Below are 15,359 nucleotides of genomic sequence, written 5' to 3' on the forward strand. Positions count from 1 at the left end.
ATTATCCCATTATCCCCATTATTCACATTGGCACATTGGCACATTCACTCAGGGATACCTTCCCCCTTTTCCACTTAAATATTGAAGTGGAGTTGTGGGTATGCCGAGTCAATGGGTTCGCTCTTTTTTTCTATTTCCTCACGATATTTTTCGGGAATAATTTCCTCCCATAGTTGAGGTTGAAGATAAGGAACGATAGCGGGAATTACCGCTTCCACCCGGTTGAAGAAAAATGATTCTTCTTTCGTTTTTTTATTGATGAGCTGTCCGTTATGGTCGAGCATCAACGCCAGATTGAGGATGATGCTCAGGAACACCATCATTGTGCCGGTTGCAATTACTGCTCCCAGCAGACGATTGATGAGACTGAGAAAGATTATACCGATAAAGCGCTGTAGTATTCGTCCGACCAGTGAGAGAGCGATAGCGATGGCCGCAAACGCGAGGATGAAAGACAATACCCTTGCCGCTTGCGGCGAGAGGTCTATCAGCCTGTTTATTTCGGGTAGGATGGTACCGGCCAGTCTTCCCCCAAAGATGGCTGCCAGGACGAGAGTTGCCAGTCCCACAACCTGCATGATTAATCCTTTACGGTATCCGTGGATAAAGGCGATAAGCAGCAGTATGCCCACGGTGAGATCAAACCAGTTCATAGCTTTTATTCAAGATTGGTTTGCAAGGCATCAACCTGTTCATTCAGGAAAATGGATGCCTGTTGTCCGAATTTTTCCGGTGAGTCGGTGGTAAAGTATTGTATGTTACCTTTTTTTGTGCAATTTCGATCCATTTCAGGATGCCTTTGCAGGTAGTTCCTGAGGCTTTCGGCCACATACTTTCCCTGGGAAATTACTTTCACATTCTGGGGAAGGTATCGGGTTATCTTGTTCATGAGGAGTGGATAATGGGTGCATCCCAGGATAATTGTGTCGATAAGAGGATCTTTCTCAAAGAGTCTCTCCAGATGTTGTCGCACAAAATAATCGGCTCCCGGTGTGTGGTACTCCCTGTTTTCCACAAGGGGAACCCACATGGGACATGCTTCGCCCGTTACGGTTATATCCGGGTAGAGTTTGCCGATCTCCAACTCATACGATCCCGATCGAATGGTTCCTTCTGTCCCCAAAATGCCTATATGGCCGTTTTCCGAGAGAGTTGCTATCGACTCTGCTGTGGGGCGGATCACACCCAATACCCTTTTCGAGGGATCAAGCTCCGGCAGGTTGATTTGCTGGATGGTGCGTAATGCTTTTGCGGAGGCGGTGTTACATGCCAGGATTACCAGATGGCACCCCTGCCTGAAAAACCACCTCACCGCTTCAAGCGTGAACTGGTATACCCGCTCATAGGAACGGCTTCCATACGGAGCACGGGCATTGTCGCCCAAATAGACATAGTCATACTCCGGCATCAGCGCTCTTATTTCGGAGAGTACCGTAAGTCCGCCATATCCGGAGTCGAAGATGCCGATTGGCCCTGTTTTCCGGCTATCCAGTCCTGTTTGTTCTTCCACGTCTGCCGCAGATCGCTTAGCGGATGCCCAGTTTTGATTTCACGTAAGGATTGGCATTGACCGCGTCGGGCGATACAAAGGCGATCCCCGGATTGGCCAGATCATAAATTACAGTATATCCCTGTTCAATGCCGACATGATGAATGGCATTGTTTATTTTTTGTTTCAGGGGTTCCAGTAATTCTTTCTCCCGATTTTCAATGTCTTTCTGGGCCAATTCCATGAATTGAGTGATCCTGCTTTCCAGTTCGGTAAGTTCCTGCATCCTGCGCAGCTTGATATTTTCTGAGAGAGAGGCTTGATAGGTGATGTAGTCGGAATACTTTTTGTTGTATTCATTCTGCATCAGCTCCAGCTCTTTTTCGTAATTCTCACTTAATGTAAGCAGTTGCTGTGTGGCCTGTGCTTTTTCAGGCATTTGGTCCAGTAGTTGGGTTGTATTTACATAAGCAACGGAAACTTGTGGCAACACCTGTGAAAAAGCAGTTCCACCGACCAATGAAATAAGTAGGCTAAGCGTGAAAAAAACTCTTTTTGTCATTGTCAACTATTTTAAAAAGTGAATATTCAATTGATAAAACCCGGTTTCAATTGCAATTTCTTTTCCCATCTCCTGTGTGTTGTGGCCGCACCCGCTTGTGAAGAGCAAATGCGGCCGCTCTCAGGGTAGGAATTAAAATTACAATGTCAACTGGTTACATACATAAAGCCCTTGGATCTCCGTGTTGAACGGGATGATCCATAATTAGGGTTTTTTATAATTTTTTCTTTACTTCAGTCTCTTCGTAGGCTTCCACCACATCACCCACCTTTATATCATTAAAATTACGTATGGTGACGCCGCACTCATAGCCTGAAGTAACCTCTTTCACATCCTCTTTGAACCGTTTCAGCGATTCCAACTCGCCGGTGAAGATTACGATACCGTCGCGGATGAGACGGATACGACTTGCGCGTTTTATTTTGCCGTCGCGTACCATACATCCGGCTACGGTTCCCACTTTTGATATTTTGAATACTTCCAGCACTTCAACGTTACCGGTAATCTCTTCCTTGATATCGGGAGAAAGCATACCTTCCATAGCCGCTTTGACCTCTTCTATGGCATCGTAGATGATAGAGTAGAGGCGGATATCCACCCCTTCTTTCTCTGCCTCTTTACGTGCCCCGAGCGAGGGACGTACCTGGAAGCCGATAATGATGGCATCCGACACTGCCGCCAGGCTAACGTCCGACTCCGAGATTTGGCCCGCGGCCTTATGAATCACATTGACCTGGATCTCTTCCGTGGAAAGACGTATCAATGAGTCGGAGAGTGCTTCTACCGATCCGTCCACGTCTCCTTTTACAATGATATTCAGCTGCTGGAAGCTGCCGATAGCGATACGGCGTCCGATATCGTCGAGTGTGAGCATTTTTTGTGTACGCAACGATTGTTCGCGCTGCAATTGTTCGCGACGGTTGGCAATTGAGCGTGCTTCCTGTTCGGTCTCCATTACATTGAAAGTGTCGCCAGCCTGAGGCGCTCCGTTTAAACCGAGTATCAGCGCCGGTTCAGATGGCCTGGCCTCTTCTATACGCTGATTACGCTCGTTGAACATGGCTTTCACTCGGCCGAAGTAGGAGCCTGCCAATACGATATCACCCTGCCTGAGCGTTCCATTTTCCACCAGCACGGTGGCCATATAACCTCTTCCCTTGTCGAGTGACGACTCAATGATGGATCCGGTTGCCCTCCGATTGGGGTTGGCTTTCAGTTCCAGCAGATCAGCTTCAAGCAACACCTTCTCCAGTAGTTCATTGATACCGATGCCACTCTTTGCCGATATATCCTGTGATTGGTATTTTCCTCCCCAATCCTCTACCAGGTAGTTCATTTCGGCCAGCCTTTCTTTTATTTTTTCGGGATTGGCGCCCGGTTTATCGATCTTGTTAATGGCAAACACAATGGGGACGCCTGCCGCGCCCGCGTGGTTGATGGCTTCTACCGTTTGGGGCATCACATTGTCGTCTGCCGCTACGATGATAATAGCCACGTCCGTCACCTTGGCGCCCCGCGCGCGCATGGCGGTAAATGCCTCATGGCCCGGCGTGTCGAGGAAGGTGATCTTACGCCCGTCGGATAACTGCACGTTGTAGGCTCCGATATGTTGCGTGATACCGCCGGCTTCACCCGCAATCACGTTAGTGCTGCGGATACTGTCGAGTAATGATGTTTTCCCGTGATCCACGTGTCCCATCACAGTGACAATGGGCGGACGCGGTATCAGGTCTTCGGGCGCGTCTTCCTGATCGGCGATTGCTTCAATGACATCGGCACTCACATATTGGGTTTTGAAGCCATATTCTTCGGCCACAATATTAATGGTCTCGGCGTCGAGACGCTGATTGATAGCCACCATTACCCCCAGGCTCATACAGGTGGAGATGACATTGGTCACAGGGACATTCATCATATTGGCCAGGTCGTTTGCCGTGACAAACTCGGTCAACTGTAATATGCGGCTTGCCTTTTCCTGCTGTTTGAGTTCCTCCTGTTGCCTCTGGGCGCTGGCTTCGCGCTTTTCACGACGATACTTCGCGCCCGCTTTCTTTCCTCTCTTTTCAGTGAGGCGCGCGAGGGTCTCTTTTATCTGTTTTTGTACATCTTCTTCACTGACCTCGGCTTTAAGTGGTTTCCTGAGCGACAATTTTTTGTTGTTGCTTTTGGAGCCCTGAGTGTAGGCGGTAGGTTTGTCGATGTTCACCTGTCCCGAACGTATGCGTTTTCTCTTTTTCTTTGCACTGTCATTATCTCTTTCAGAAGTGTCAGGTTGCTTTTTCTTTTCATCGATCGCCTCCTTTTTCAGTTGTTTCACCTTTTCTTCTTTCAGCTTTTTAGTGTCCAGCGCTTTCTGTTCGCGTTCAAGCCGTTCTTTCTTCCGTTGGGCTCTCGACTTTCTGGGGGGCCGGGTACGGTCATTGATCGAATCCAGATCGATAGATCCTTTAACCACAATATTGGATTCCAGTTTATTATTATGTAACCGGAATACTGAGTCGGGTTTTGTCTCATCGGTTTTTTCTTCCTCTTGAGAGTCATCTTTACGCGACGCTGTTTCGGCGGCTTCCGATACCGGTTCGGAGACCGGTTTTGTTACTGCTTCCTCCGGCTCTGGTTTTTTTATTTCTTCCGCTTCGGCTTTTTCCACTACCACCGGATGTGCGGTGTCTTCCTTTTTCTCTTCTCTTTGTTCCTCTGTTTTCTCTTTTACGCCCTCCTCCTTTTTCTCTTCTGCTTGTGCTCCCCCCTGAGGTGAAGTGATCTCTTCAGTGGGAGCTGTTTCAATAGAAATCTCTTCTGCCGGCGCCTGTTCAACAGGGGCCGGTTTTTCCACTTCGGCCTCGGGCTGTGTTTCCACTTCACGGGAAACCGGCGCAATGATCTCTTCAATCTCTTCCTTCACCGGCTCTTCTCTCTCTGGTCCGCTTTTCTTTTTATGAAGGTTGTCGAGATCAATGCTGCCTACGACATGGAAGTGAGGTCTTAATTCGTCAGGTATCTCTGTCTCGATAGCTTCTTTTTCTGTCTTTTTCCTGGGAGTTTGTTCTTCCGGAAGTTCATAGCCCTCTATGGCGACAGTCTCCCGTTTTTCGTCACGACGATGTAGTTTTTCACGGGTGATAGTCGCTTCCTTGCGTATATTTTTGTCTTTACCGAATTCGGCAATCAGTATATCATACTGTTCATCCTCAATTTTCGCATTGGGATTTGCTTCAATTTCAATACCTTTCTTGTGCAGGAATTCAACAAGAGTGTTGATTCCCACATTTAAATTTTTTGATACTTTTATTAGTCTTACAGGCATATATCTCTCCTAACCTTTCTCTCTTTTATGTTGTGAACAGTATGTATAATATTGACCGGGATTGGATTGGACTAATTATCATCTTCCTCTTCGACAGCCATGCCCATATCGGCCTCCGTGTCTGTAGCGGTATCCATATCTATATTTGATTCTGCCTCGATATCTGTGTCCACGTATACATCTGCTTCCGCATCCATATCTGTGTCGTCCAGGTCATCTTCTTCAAACTCATAGCGTAAGATGGCCAATATCTCATCTACTGTACTATCTTCCAGATCCGCTTCTCTGATAAGCCTTTCACGTCCCATCGCGAGTACGTTCTTGGCAGTGGAACAGCCGATCTTTTTTAATTGGTCGATCACCCATCCATCGATCTCATCACGGAATTCATCGAGATAGATATCTTCTTCGTCCACCTCGTCTATGTCGCGGAACACTTCGATGTTATAACCGGTGAGCATGGAGGCCAGTTTTATATTGGCACCACCCTTTCCAATGGCAAGGGAGACTTCTTCGGGATTAAGAAATACTTCGGCACGACGCTCCTCCTCCCTTACGGTAATGGAGTTGATCCTGGCAGGACTCAACGCCCGCTGGATATAGAGAGTGGTGTTGTTAGTGTAGTTGATTACGTCGATGTTCTCGTTTCGCAATTCACGCACTATGCCGTGAATACGAAATCCTTTCATCCCAACACAGGCTCCTACCGGATCGATGCGATCGTCATACGCTTCCACAGCTACCTTGGCTCGTTCACCCGGAATACGGGCGATACCTTTGATGGTAATCAGTCCGTCCGCAATCTCCGGAATCTCCTGTTCAAATAACCTTTCAAGGAATACGGGTGAGGTGCGCGAAAGAATGATCCTGGGATTGTTGTTCTTGTTCTCGACGCGTGCCACCACGGCACGGGCATGTTCCCCTTTCCGGAAAAAATCGCTGGGTATTTGTTCTGTCTTGGGTAAGATCAGCTCATTATGCTCATCATCGAGCAGTAATAATTCCTTTTTCCAGACCTGATAGACCTCTCCGGAAACAATTTCTCCTACTTTTTCCTTATACTTGTTATAGAGATTGTCTTTTTCCAGTTCCAGTATCTTGGAAGCCAGTGTCTGCCTGAGATTCAGGATAGTGCGGCGGCCGAAATGGTCGAGCGATACCTCGTCGGTAACCTCTTCTCCCACCTCAAAATCCTCATCGATCTTCCGGGCTTCCGACAGGCTAATTTCCAAATTGGGATCCTCCAGTTCACCGTCTTCCACAACCACCCTGTTACGCCATATTTCCAAGTCACCTTTGTCGGGGTTGATGATGATATCATAGTTTTCATCCGTACCGTTGTTTTTGGAAATAACATTGCGGAACGATTCTTCAAGCACGCTGATGAGTGTGGCTTTATCGATATTCTTCAGCTCGTTGAATTCAGAAAATGTATCGATGAGGCTGATGGTTTCTTTCTTCTTACCCATATATTATTTAAATCGTATAAGATATTTTGTATGTTTTACTTCTTCAAACGCAAAACGGAGATCCTCTTCCACTTCGATTTTGCGTTTGGCACCTTCGGGTTTTATCTTTTTTGTGACTGAGACAGTGAACCCGTTGTCATCAGACGATTTCAGCGTCCCGGTAATTTTCTGTCCGTTCTTGCTGAGTACTTCCACTTCCCTGCCCTCGTATTTTTTGTACTGACGCGATATTTTGAAGGGCGAGGAGAGTCCGGCCGAGGTGACGGTCAATTCAAAATCTTCTGTGTCACGGTCGAGTTTTGACTCCAAATAACGGCTCAACGCGACACAATCGTCAATATCCACTCCATGATCGTTATCAATTTCAACGGTAATGGTATTATCCGCACTCACCGAAACGTCCGTCAGATAATTGGGCGAACCTTCCAGATATTGTTCAGCAAAATCGATAATCAGTTTCTTTTCGATCATATTTATTTATCAGTCAGTAAGAGAGACTCATAAGATATAAATTCATTAAAGTTCACACACAAAGATATAGTTAAAATGTCTTGTGTGGTGATTTTGCCTCTTGAGTCTTTTTTGTACGAATAAAAAAGGAAGCGGTGTGTGTCCTGCTTCCCTCCTCCTTTACGGGGGCAAAGATATTATTTTCAAACGGATTCACAAAATGTTTGTGACTTTTTTTGTATTGTCGGATCAGTTGTTTGCCACCGCCGGGTGTGATATTATCGGAAAATAATGCGTAATTTTGTCTTCCGAAAAAAAGTGTATGCCCTCTCCAGATTAGAAAGGGCATGTTGTTACACGGATTGAGCGTATGGAGAAAGCAGATATTGATAAGATCGTATATGATAAAAGTGTAATCGACTTCGTCACTATTGCCGTGGAGGTTTGTCTGTTTTTGGAAAAAAACGAACCTCTTGCTCGTGAAGAGTGGGTGGACAGGCTATTGAAAATGCTTCCCCTTTTGTATGTGAAGGCGCTTTTGTTGCCTGAGACGGCAGCCACACAGGAGGAGGTTCCGGCCACTTTTGTCAGGGAAGAAGATTATTCGCGGGTAGCAAACGGGGTGTCGGAAGTGATGGGTGAGGAGGATGTCTATCTTGATGTCTTTGTGGAAGAGATGAAATACAGTGATACGCCCATATCCATGTTTGTGTCGGAAAATATCGCAGATATTTATCAGGATATCAGGAATTTTGTGTCGGTGTATCAGATTGGCCTTACTGAACAGATGAATGATGCGCTGTATCAGTGTAAAGAAAACTTCCGTCTCTATTGGGGACAAAAGTTGGTAAACGTGTTGCGTCCGTTGCACGCGTTGAAGTGTCTCTACTTGGAAAACGAAAATGATGAGGCGGATTTATGGGAGGAGGAATTGTGGGGTTAGCGATTTCAAAAGAAGAGTTGGCGGAGTTGCCATTGGAGACCTTTAAGGGTGAAATAGTGGTTGTTGACCATGTTGGGGAAATACGGCAAGCTTGCCACTATCTTTCTTCACACGGTGCGCTGGGTTTCGATACGGAGACCAGGCCCGCGTTCAAGCGGGGACAAATAAATAAGGTGGCTCTTGTGCAACTCTCCACGGAGGAGGTGTGTTTCCTGTTCCGTTTAAACAAAATCGGTTATCCTGATGAACTGGAAAGGATCCTGAGCGATCCCGGGATCAAGAAAATAGGTCTTTCGTTGCGCGACGATTTTGCAGCCCTCAGAAAACGGTCGGGACGGAAACCGGAAAATTTTATCGATTTGCAGGGTTTTGTGGATCAATTCGGCATAGAGGATAACAGTTTGCAAAAGATTTATGCTATTCTTTTTGGCAAAAAGATATCCAAAAACCAACGTGTTTCGAATTGGGAAGCTGAAACGCTTACCCCCGCGCAACAGTCCTACGCGGCGATCGATGCCTGGGCCTGCCTTCGTATTTATAATCATTTAATCCGAACAGAGAGATGAAGCCATACAAAGAGATACGGTTGCGCCCCGGCAAGGAGGCGTCATTACAACGCTTTCATCCATGGGTTTTCTCGGGTGCCATCGCCCATAAACCGGAAGGTGTGATTGAAGGGGAAACGGTACGGGTATTGTCAGCCGACGGCTCTTTCTTAGGGGTGGGGCATTTCCAGATCGGCAGTATTGCTGTGCGTATCATGTCTTTTGTTGATGAAGCTGTAGACGGTGCATTTTATGAAAGAAGACTCTCCAATGCCTATAAGATGCGCTCGACGCTGAATCTTGTCAGACCTGATAATACAATTTTCAGGTTGGTGCATGGTGAGGGGGATTATCTCCCGGGCTTAATTGTCGACATATACGGCAATACGGCGGTGGTACAAGCCCATTCGGTGGGAATTCACAAAGACCTGGAGTTGGTGACCAATGCGTTAAAGGGCATCCTTCCTGCCGATGCGGTGAAGCATATCTTTTATAAATCGGAGGGAACACTACCCTATAAAGCCGGTATCTTTCTTGAAAACAGCTATCTCTCGGGAGGGGAGGATGTCGATGGAATTGCCATGGAAAATGGTTTGCAGTTCCGTATCGATTGGTTGAAGGGACAAAAGACCGGTTTTTTTGTCGACCAGCGGGAAAACCGCGCGCTATTGGAGTATTATGCGAGAGACCGGCACGTGGCGAATATGTTTTGTTATACCGGAGGTTTCTCGGTGTATGCCCTTCGGGGCGGTGCCGCTTCGGTGGTGTCGGTCGACAGCTCCGCGAAAGCGGTTTCGATTGCCGACCAGAATGTGGCGCTCAATTTTGGTGACGATCCCCGGCACCGTTCCTGTGCTGAAGATGCTTTTAAGTTCCTCAAACAGCTTCCCGATGGAGAAAAGGATCTTATCATCCTGGATCCACCGGCTTTCGCGAAACATCGGGGAGCCATCAATAACGCGTTGCAGGGCTACAAAAAGCTGAATCTTCATGCCTTGGAGAAAATTGCTGCCGGCGGTATCCTGTTTACTTTTTCTTGCTCACAGGTGATCTCTGCTGAGCAGTTCCGGCTGGCTGTTTTCAGTGCTGCCGCCATATCGGGCAGGAAAGTACGGATCCTGCACCAACTTACACAACCGGCCGATCACCCTATCAATATCTATCATCCCGAAGGTGAATACCTGAAAGGATTGGTCCTTGAGGTGGAATAAGACTCAAGATTCAAAATTCAAGATTTGTGGGACGCCCATTCATCGGTCATGGGTAATTGGTCTCAAATAACCCCGGTGACTAAAAAATGCGTTTAAATCTGTTTAAAACACCCCTGATCGATCGAGAATCAGTTAAACTATATGAAATATGTGATTTTTATGCTCGGAAAGTATGTTTTATAACACAAAAACGCTTATCTTTGCAACGTGTTTTTCATGGTATTAGATTTAAGGTTAACAATGAAGATTGGTTGTCGTGAGACAACCTTTCCTTTTTTATAGACCTCACACTTAAAATGAAAAGTGAAAACTAAAAGGGAACCCTCTTCCCTGACAGACAATCTTCCCTTCAACACATCGTCGGATCAAGCTCTCGGTTTATCATATGCTCGCCTCCACATATGCTCGCCTCCACATATCTTCAGTTTATCACATCCTCCATATTATGATTTCACAAAATATAAACCGGTTGCATGGGCGAAATGGCGCTATTATTGTTATTTTTGTGATGAAAATGGTTTATATATGAATTTTAGGACAATCATAGATATTCCCGTATCGGATATACGGATTGATCACTCCACCCGGATGATGCTTTTCGGTTCCTGCTTTTCTGAAAATATAGGCAGGAAACTTCAGCAATATAAGTTCCGGGTGGATGCGAATCCTTTCGGTATTTTGTACAACCCTTTTTCTGTTTCCGCTGCCATGCAAAGGTTGTTGTCCGCAATTCCCTTTTCCGAAACCGATCTGGTATTCAATAATGGGATATATCATAGCTTGATGCATCATGGCCAATTTTCTGCTCCTGACAAGACTGCTTGTTTGCGGAAAATTTCAGAACGTTTTGAAAGTGCTGCCGCGAATATCCAACAGACGGATCTTTTCCTTATCACCTTTGGTTCCGCATATACATATCGATGGAGAGACAGCGGCGAAATAGCGGGGAATTGCCATAAGTTTCCCGCCCGTCTGTTCCACCGGACCCGTTTGTCGGTAGAAGAGGTTACTGAGGAGTGGAAGAGGTTGATCTCTGTGCTGACCTCCATTCGTCCGGGTGTCAAATGGCTGTTTACTGTCAGCCCCGTCCGTCACTGGAAAGAGGGAGCACATGAGAATCAAATCAGTAAATCGGTGCTTCATCTGGCGATAGACAACTTACAACAAGTTTTCCCGGAAAATGTCCGTTATTTTCCTGCCTACGAAGTGATGATCGATGAACTACGTGATTACAGGTTTTACGATGAGGATATGATGCACCCTTCCTCCTTCGCGGCAGATTATATTTGGCAACTTTTCAGCAATACATTCTTTTCCGCTGAGACCATGAATATCAATGAAGAATGGGAGCATATCCGAAAAGCAATTGAGCATCGTCCGCTTTATCCCGGCACGGAGGCTCACACTGCGTTTGTAAAGGATACCTTACTGAAAATGGAGGCTTTTAGCCGGAGATATCCGGAGATTTCGTGCGACGAGGAGAAATGTCAGTTGATGGGATGATTTTTTTAATCCACAAAATCTGCAAATTGGAAAATTAATTTTATGCAATACAATATTCAAGATATAGGAGCCATATTAGGTGTTCCGGTTAACAAGCAGCGGTCAGATAGAATAACTATTTTGCTTACCGACAGCCGTAAATTGACACTGCCGGCCGAGACGCTTTTCTTCGCGTTGGAAACCAAAAATAATGACGCACATGTTTTTATAGGAGAACTGTATGAAAAGGGCGTGCGCAATTTTATAGTATCCAAGACTTTACCGGAATGGGAAAAGTTTATTGATGCGAATTTCCTGAAAGTGAAGAACAGTTTGTCGGCATTGCAGAAGATCGCGGCTTATCACAGAAAAAAATTCAATATACCCGTCATCGGAATTACCGGCAGTAACGGGAAAACTATTGTAAAAGAATGGCTTTACCAGATACTCGAGAATAATTATAATATTGTCCGTTCACCCAGGAGTTATAATTCCCAAATCGGCGTGCCTCTCTCAGTGTGGCAATTGGACGATGATACAGAACTGGGAATTTTTGAGGCAGGGATATCGATGCCGGATGAGATGGAAAAGCTGGCGCCCATTATCCGGCCTACGATCGGAGTATTGACGAAAATAGGGGAGGCTCATCAGGAAAATTTTGCTTCCTTGCAGCAAAAGATCAAGGAAAAACTGACCCTTTTTGTCAACTGTGATGTGTTTATTTTTGATGAAGATAATGATCTGGTTTCAGAATGTGTCGACCAGATGGTGCTTTTCCAGAAAACCTTTACCTGGTCGAGAAAGAACAGGGACGCGCATTTGTATATTTCCTCCGTAAAAAAGAAAGGGGAGAAAACAGTGATTAACTATTCGCTGCTGGATTTTGACGATTCCTTTACCATCCCTTTTACGGATGATGCTTCCGTTGAAAATGCAATAAGTTGCCTAGCGGTGGCACTTTACCTGCATATTTCCCCGGCAGATATTTCTTCCAGGATGGCTAGGCTCGAGCCGGTCGCCATGCGGTTGGACGTGAGGAAAGGAAAAGAAAATTGCATTATTATCAATGACACCTATAATTCTGATATCAATTCCATTAAAATCGCGCTTGATTTCCAACAACAGCGAAGGCTGGATCGCCATCTGAAGAAAACGTTGATTCTTTCCGATATTCTTCAGATGGGAATACCACCCAAGTCTCTCTATAAAAAGGTAGCGGAGATGGTTGAGCAGAGCGGTGTGGTGAGAATTATCGGTATAGGCAGAGATATCTCTGCCCATCACGATCTGTTTTCAATGCCGGAGAAATCCTTTTATCAGACAACAGATCAATTCATCTCTTCAGGCGGATGGAAAAACTTCAATCATGAGTTGATCCTGCTGAAAGGGGCACGGAGATATCATTTTGAACAGATCAGCGCTCTTATTGAGGAGCGTATACATGAGACAATGCTGGAAGTCGACCTGGATGCTGTGGTGCATAATTTCAATTTTTATAAGTCCCGCCTGCAATCGGATGTGAAACTGGTTTGCATGGTGAAGGCCAACGGATATGGCGCGGGTGCGGTGGAGATTGCCAAGACGCTCCAATACCACCGTTGTGATTACCTGGCGGTAGCTGTGGCCGAGGAAGGGATCCAACTCCGGAAAGAAGGTGTTTCTTTGCCTTTGATCGTGTTGAATCCCGAAGTGAATGGCTTCGAAGAACTTTTCTCCGCCGATCTGGAACCGGAAGTGTACAATTTCCGTATTCTGGAGGCATTCATTAAGGAATCGGAACGAAGAGGCATTGCCGGTTATCCCATCCATCTGAAAATCGATACCGGAATGCACCGGTTGGGATTTTTGCCGGAGCATATAACCGAGATGATTGGCTTGCTTAAAAAACAAAAGGGGTTGAAGGTACGTTCCGTATTCTCTCATCTGTCGGCAAGTGAGAGTTGGCATTTCGATGATTTCACCCACAGGCAGATGGAAATATTCAGGAAGGCTGCAGAGGAAATTGAGCAAGCCTTCAATTATCCCATCTACAAGCATATTCTCAATTCTGCAGGTATGGAGCGTTTTCAGGAAACGAAGTGGGACATGGCGCGTTTGGGAATCGGGTTGTATGGCATAAGTGCGAGCGGTTTACAGGGTCTTAAGAATGCCTGTACATTGAAAACGACTATTTTGCAGATCAAGCGGATCCCCTCAAACGAAACTATCGGTTACGGGAGAAAGGAAAAACTGGACCGGGATGCCCGCATAGCTACTATTCGTTTTGGTTATGCGGATGGATTGGACAGGCAATTCGGGAACCGGAAAGGAAAAGTACTGATTAACGGGCAATATGCTCCTATTGTGGGGAATGTTTGCATGGACCTTTGTATGGTGGATGTCACCGATATTAAAGCAGAGGAGGGAGATACCGTGATCCTGTTTGGCGAAAATCTGTCTGTGATAGAGTTAGCGGAAAGTATCGGGACAATCCCTTACGAAATACTCACCTCTGTCTCCCCACGCGTAAAACGCGTCTATATTAAGGAATAAAAAAATATCCCGGCATTGGCCGGGATATTTTTTATTTACTGTTTGCCATGCCTTCTCTTACTCAACGAAGAAGATAGCAACACGGTTCCAGTCATTTTCCGCGTACGGCTGTTCGGTGTCACCCTTCCAGTCGATGGAGATACGGTCGCTGTTGATTCCGTGGTCGTTAGTCAACGCGTCGGCAACCGCTCTTGCGCGTTTTTCAGAAAGCGCGAAGTTGTATTCCGGAGTACCGGTTTGTCTGTCGGCATAAGCCACGATGTTTACTTTCGCATTCGGGTTAGCTTTCAGGTATTCAGCAGTGTTGTAAACGCTTACTTGCTGACCTCTGTCGATCTTCGCGGAGTTGATGCGGAAGAATACCACGTTCGGCACGTATACACCTTCAGAAACAACGGTCGGTTGAACTTCAGGACATTCCGGGCAAGATTCCGGTCTGAGGCTCAGTTTTTCGTTTTCAGCACGCAGTCTGTTGATCTGGCTGTTCAAGTCGTTGATCAGGTTGTAATCCATCAGCTCGGCAGGAGTGAAATCCTGTTTTCCGCCAAGACCGAATTTGATACCTGCCGCGGCGGTCAACTTGCTGTCGTATTCATAATCTCCGGTTACTCCACTGAAATCAAAAGATTCTTGGAATACTTTGTAGCCTATTTCAAGGAACAAAGCAACGCTTCTGGAAAGTTGGAAATTGTTGATCAAACCCACATTGTAGGTCAATGTCTGGTTTTGGTGTTTGAACAAGTCGCCGTTCGCATTGGGCTTTTTCCAGTCTTCATTCAGTCCGTACATGTAACCGATACCAAGATAAGGAACCAGGCTGTAAACCCTGTCGGGATTGTAGCTGCCCCACGCGTTGGTGACATTGTACATCAGATCCAAGTGGCCGCCTAACCAATTTTGTTCATTCGGAACCGGTGTGCCGGCTACGTGTTTGATATGACCACCGTCGATAACCACACGTGCACCCCAATTGGGAGAGTTCCAGCGTCCCACCTCGATTTGTCCGTTCCATCCCAGACGGTCGCCGAAGTTTGCTTTGGCGTCATTTTCGGCTTTGGTCATGTAAAGGTTGGTTCCGCCGCCAAGACCAATATACCAATTATCACTTGCTTTGTTTTTCAGATACACTGTACCGTGAGAAACGTTTTGTACTTCTTGCGCGCTTATGCTGAATGCAATAAGAGCCGAGAATAAAAGTAAACCAAACTTTTTCATAAATTTAAATTCTAATTAAACATTTTATTACAATAACTCGATATTATTTTCTGTCGTTCGTTAGACATGTGTAATACACACTTAGTACCTTTATTACTTCATGTATAACATTTCCGCTAAAATAATGTTCATCGAAGTGTATTCATTCTTACTT

At 45.9% G+C, this 15,359-nt stretch carries 12 protein-coding genes; 5 read left to right on the forward strand and 7 right to left on the reverse strand.

Annotation, left to right across the window (positions count from 1 at the left end):
• Window positions 1-74 precede the first annotated feature (74 nt).
• From D7D25_RS01125 to rimP, 6 genes are all read right to left on the reverse strand, one after another.
• A complete protein-coding gene (locus D7D25_RS01125; RefSeq protein WP_122967127.1) occupies window positions 75-653 on the reverse strand; it encodes a CvpA family protein in 579 nt (192 codons plus the stop codon).
• Between the two features lie 5 nt (window positions 654-658).
• Window positions 659-1,510, reverse strand: coding sequence for a glutamate racemase (gene murI / locus D7D25_RS01130; protein WP_255417126.1), 852 nt, complete (start codon window positions 1,508-1,510; stop codon window positions 659-661).
• Window positions 1,511-1,526: 16 nt separating this feature from the next.
• Entirely contained in the window at window positions 1,527-2,051 is a 525-nt protein-coding gene (locus tag D7D25_RS01135; RefSeq protein WP_255417127.1) for an OmpH family outer membrane protein, read from the reverse strand.
• A 214-nt stretch (window positions 2,052-2,265) separates the two neighbouring features.
• Complete coding sequence (gene infB, locus D7D25_RS01140; RefSeq protein ID WP_122967128.1) at window positions 2,266-5,358, reverse strand: translation initiation factor IF-2; 3,093 nt, start codon at window positions 5,356-5,358, stop codon at window positions 2,266-2,268.
• A gap of 71 nt (window positions 5,359-5,429) precedes the next feature.
• Entirely contained in the window at window positions 5,430-6,827 is a 1,398-nt protein-coding gene (gene nusA, locus D7D25_RS01145; RefSeq protein ID WP_122967129.1) for a transcription termination factor NusA, read from the reverse strand.
• A 3-nt stretch (window positions 6,828-6,830) separates the two neighbouring features.
• Entirely contained in the window at window positions 6,831-7,298 is a 468-nt protein-coding gene (gene rimP, locus D7D25_RS01150) for a ribosome assembly cofactor RimP (RefSeq protein ID WP_122967130.1), read from the reverse strand.
• A 349-nt stretch (window positions 7,299-7,647) separates the two neighbouring features.
• On the opposite strand from rimP, the gene D7D25_RS01160 reads away from it, so the two are divergent.
• The 5 genes from D7D25_RS01160 to D7D25_RS01180 all read left to right on the forward strand — a co-directional run bounded on the left by D7D25_RS01160 (window position 7,648) and on the right by D7D25_RS01180 (window position 13,990).
• Window positions 7,648-8,220, forward strand: coding sequence for a DUF5063 domain-containing protein (locus D7D25_RS01160; RefSeq protein ID WP_122967132.1), 573 nt, complete (start codon window positions 7,648-7,650; stop codon window positions 8,218-8,220).
• Complete coding sequence (locus D7D25_RS01165) at window positions 8,196-8,786, forward strand: 3'-5' exonuclease (RefSeq protein ID WP_122967133.1); 591 nt, start codon at window positions 8,196-8,198, stop codon at window positions 8,784-8,786. Before D7D25_RS01160 ends, D7D25_RS01165 begins: the two co-directional genes overlap by 25 nt.
• Complete coding sequence (locus D7D25_RS01170; RefSeq protein ID WP_122967134.1) at window positions 8,783-9,976, forward strand: class I SAM-dependent rRNA methyltransferase; 1,194 nt, start codon at window positions 8,783-8,785, stop codon at window positions 9,974-9,976. The genes D7D25_RS01165 and D7D25_RS01170 overlap by 4 nt, the downstream gene beginning before the upstream one ends.
• 525 nt (window positions 9,977-10,501) lie before the next feature.
• Window positions 10,502-11,479, forward strand: coding sequence for a GSCFA domain-containing protein (locus D7D25_RS01175; RefSeq protein ID WP_122967135.1), 978 nt, complete (start codon window positions 10,502-10,504; stop codon window positions 11,477-11,479).
• Window positions 11,480-11,521: 42 nt separating this feature from the next.
• Window positions 11,522-13,990, forward strand: a complete 2,469-nt coding sequence (locus tag D7D25_RS01180) for a bifunctional UDP-N-acetylmuramoyl-tripeptide:D-alanyl-D-alanine ligase/alanine racemase (RefSeq protein ID WP_122967136.1) — start codon at window positions 11,522-11,524, stop codon at window positions 13,988-13,990.
• A gap of 57 nt (window positions 13,991-14,047) precedes the next feature.
• Here the strand turns inward: D7D25_RS01180 and D7D25_RS01185 are convergent, their stop codons facing one another.
• Window positions 14,048-15,205, reverse strand: a complete 1,158-nt coding sequence (locus D7D25_RS01185) for an OmpA family protein (RefSeq protein WP_122967137.1) — start codon at window positions 15,203-15,205, stop codon at window positions 14,048-14,050.
• Window positions 15,206-15,359 lie beyond the last annotated feature (154 nt).

This window comes from Proteiniphilum sp. X52 (assembly GCF_003712195.1).
Taxonomy (GTDB): domain Bacteria; phylum Bacteroidota; class Bacteroidia; order Bacteroidales; family Dysgonomonadaceae; genus Proteiniphilum.

Bases quoted from the DNA above. Each gene is read 5' to 3' on its own strand.
- D7D25_RS01165 (WP_122967133.1), top strand. From the start codon at position 8,196: ATGGGAGGAGGAATTGTGGGGTTAGCGATTTCAAAAGAAGAGTTGGCG.
- D7D25_RS01125 (WP_122967127.1), bottom strand. From the start codon at position 653: ATGAACTGGTTTGATCTCACCGTGGGCATACTGCTGCTTATCGCCTTT.
- D7D25_RS01135 (WP_255417127.1), bottom strand. From the start codon at position 2,051: ATGACAAAAAGAGTTTTTTTCACGCTTAGCCTACTTATTTCATTGGTC.
- rimP (WP_122967130.1), bottom strand. From the start codon at position 7,298: ATGATCGAAAAGAAACTGATTATCGATTTTGCTGAACAATATCTGGAA.
- infB (WP_122967128.1), bottom strand. From the start codon at position 5,358: ATGCCTGTAAGACTAATAAAAGTATCAAAAAATTTAAATGTGGGAATC.
- D7D25_RS01170 (WP_122967134.1), top strand. From the start codon at position 8,783: ATGAAGCCATACAAAGAGATACGGTTGCGCCCCGGCAAGGAGGCGTCA.
- D7D25_RS01180 (WP_122967136.1), top strand. From the start codon at position 11,522: ATGCAATACAATATTCAAGATATAGGAGCCATATTAGGTGTTCCGGTT.
- D7D25_RS01185 (WP_122967137.1), bottom strand. From the start codon at position 15,205: ATGAAAAAGTTTGGTTTACTTTTATTCTCGGCTCTTATTGCATTCAGC.
- D7D25_RS01175 (WP_122967135.1), top strand. From the start codon at position 10,502: ATGAATTTTAGGACAATCATAGATATTCCCGTATCGGATATACGGATT.
- nusA (WP_122967129.1), bottom strand. From the start codon at position 6,827: ATGGGTAAGAAGAAAGAAACCATCAGCCTCATCGATACATTTTCTGAA.
- D7D25_RS01160 (WP_122967132.1), top strand. From the start codon at position 7,648: ATGGAGAAAGCAGATATTGATAAGATCGTATATGATAAAAGTGTAATC.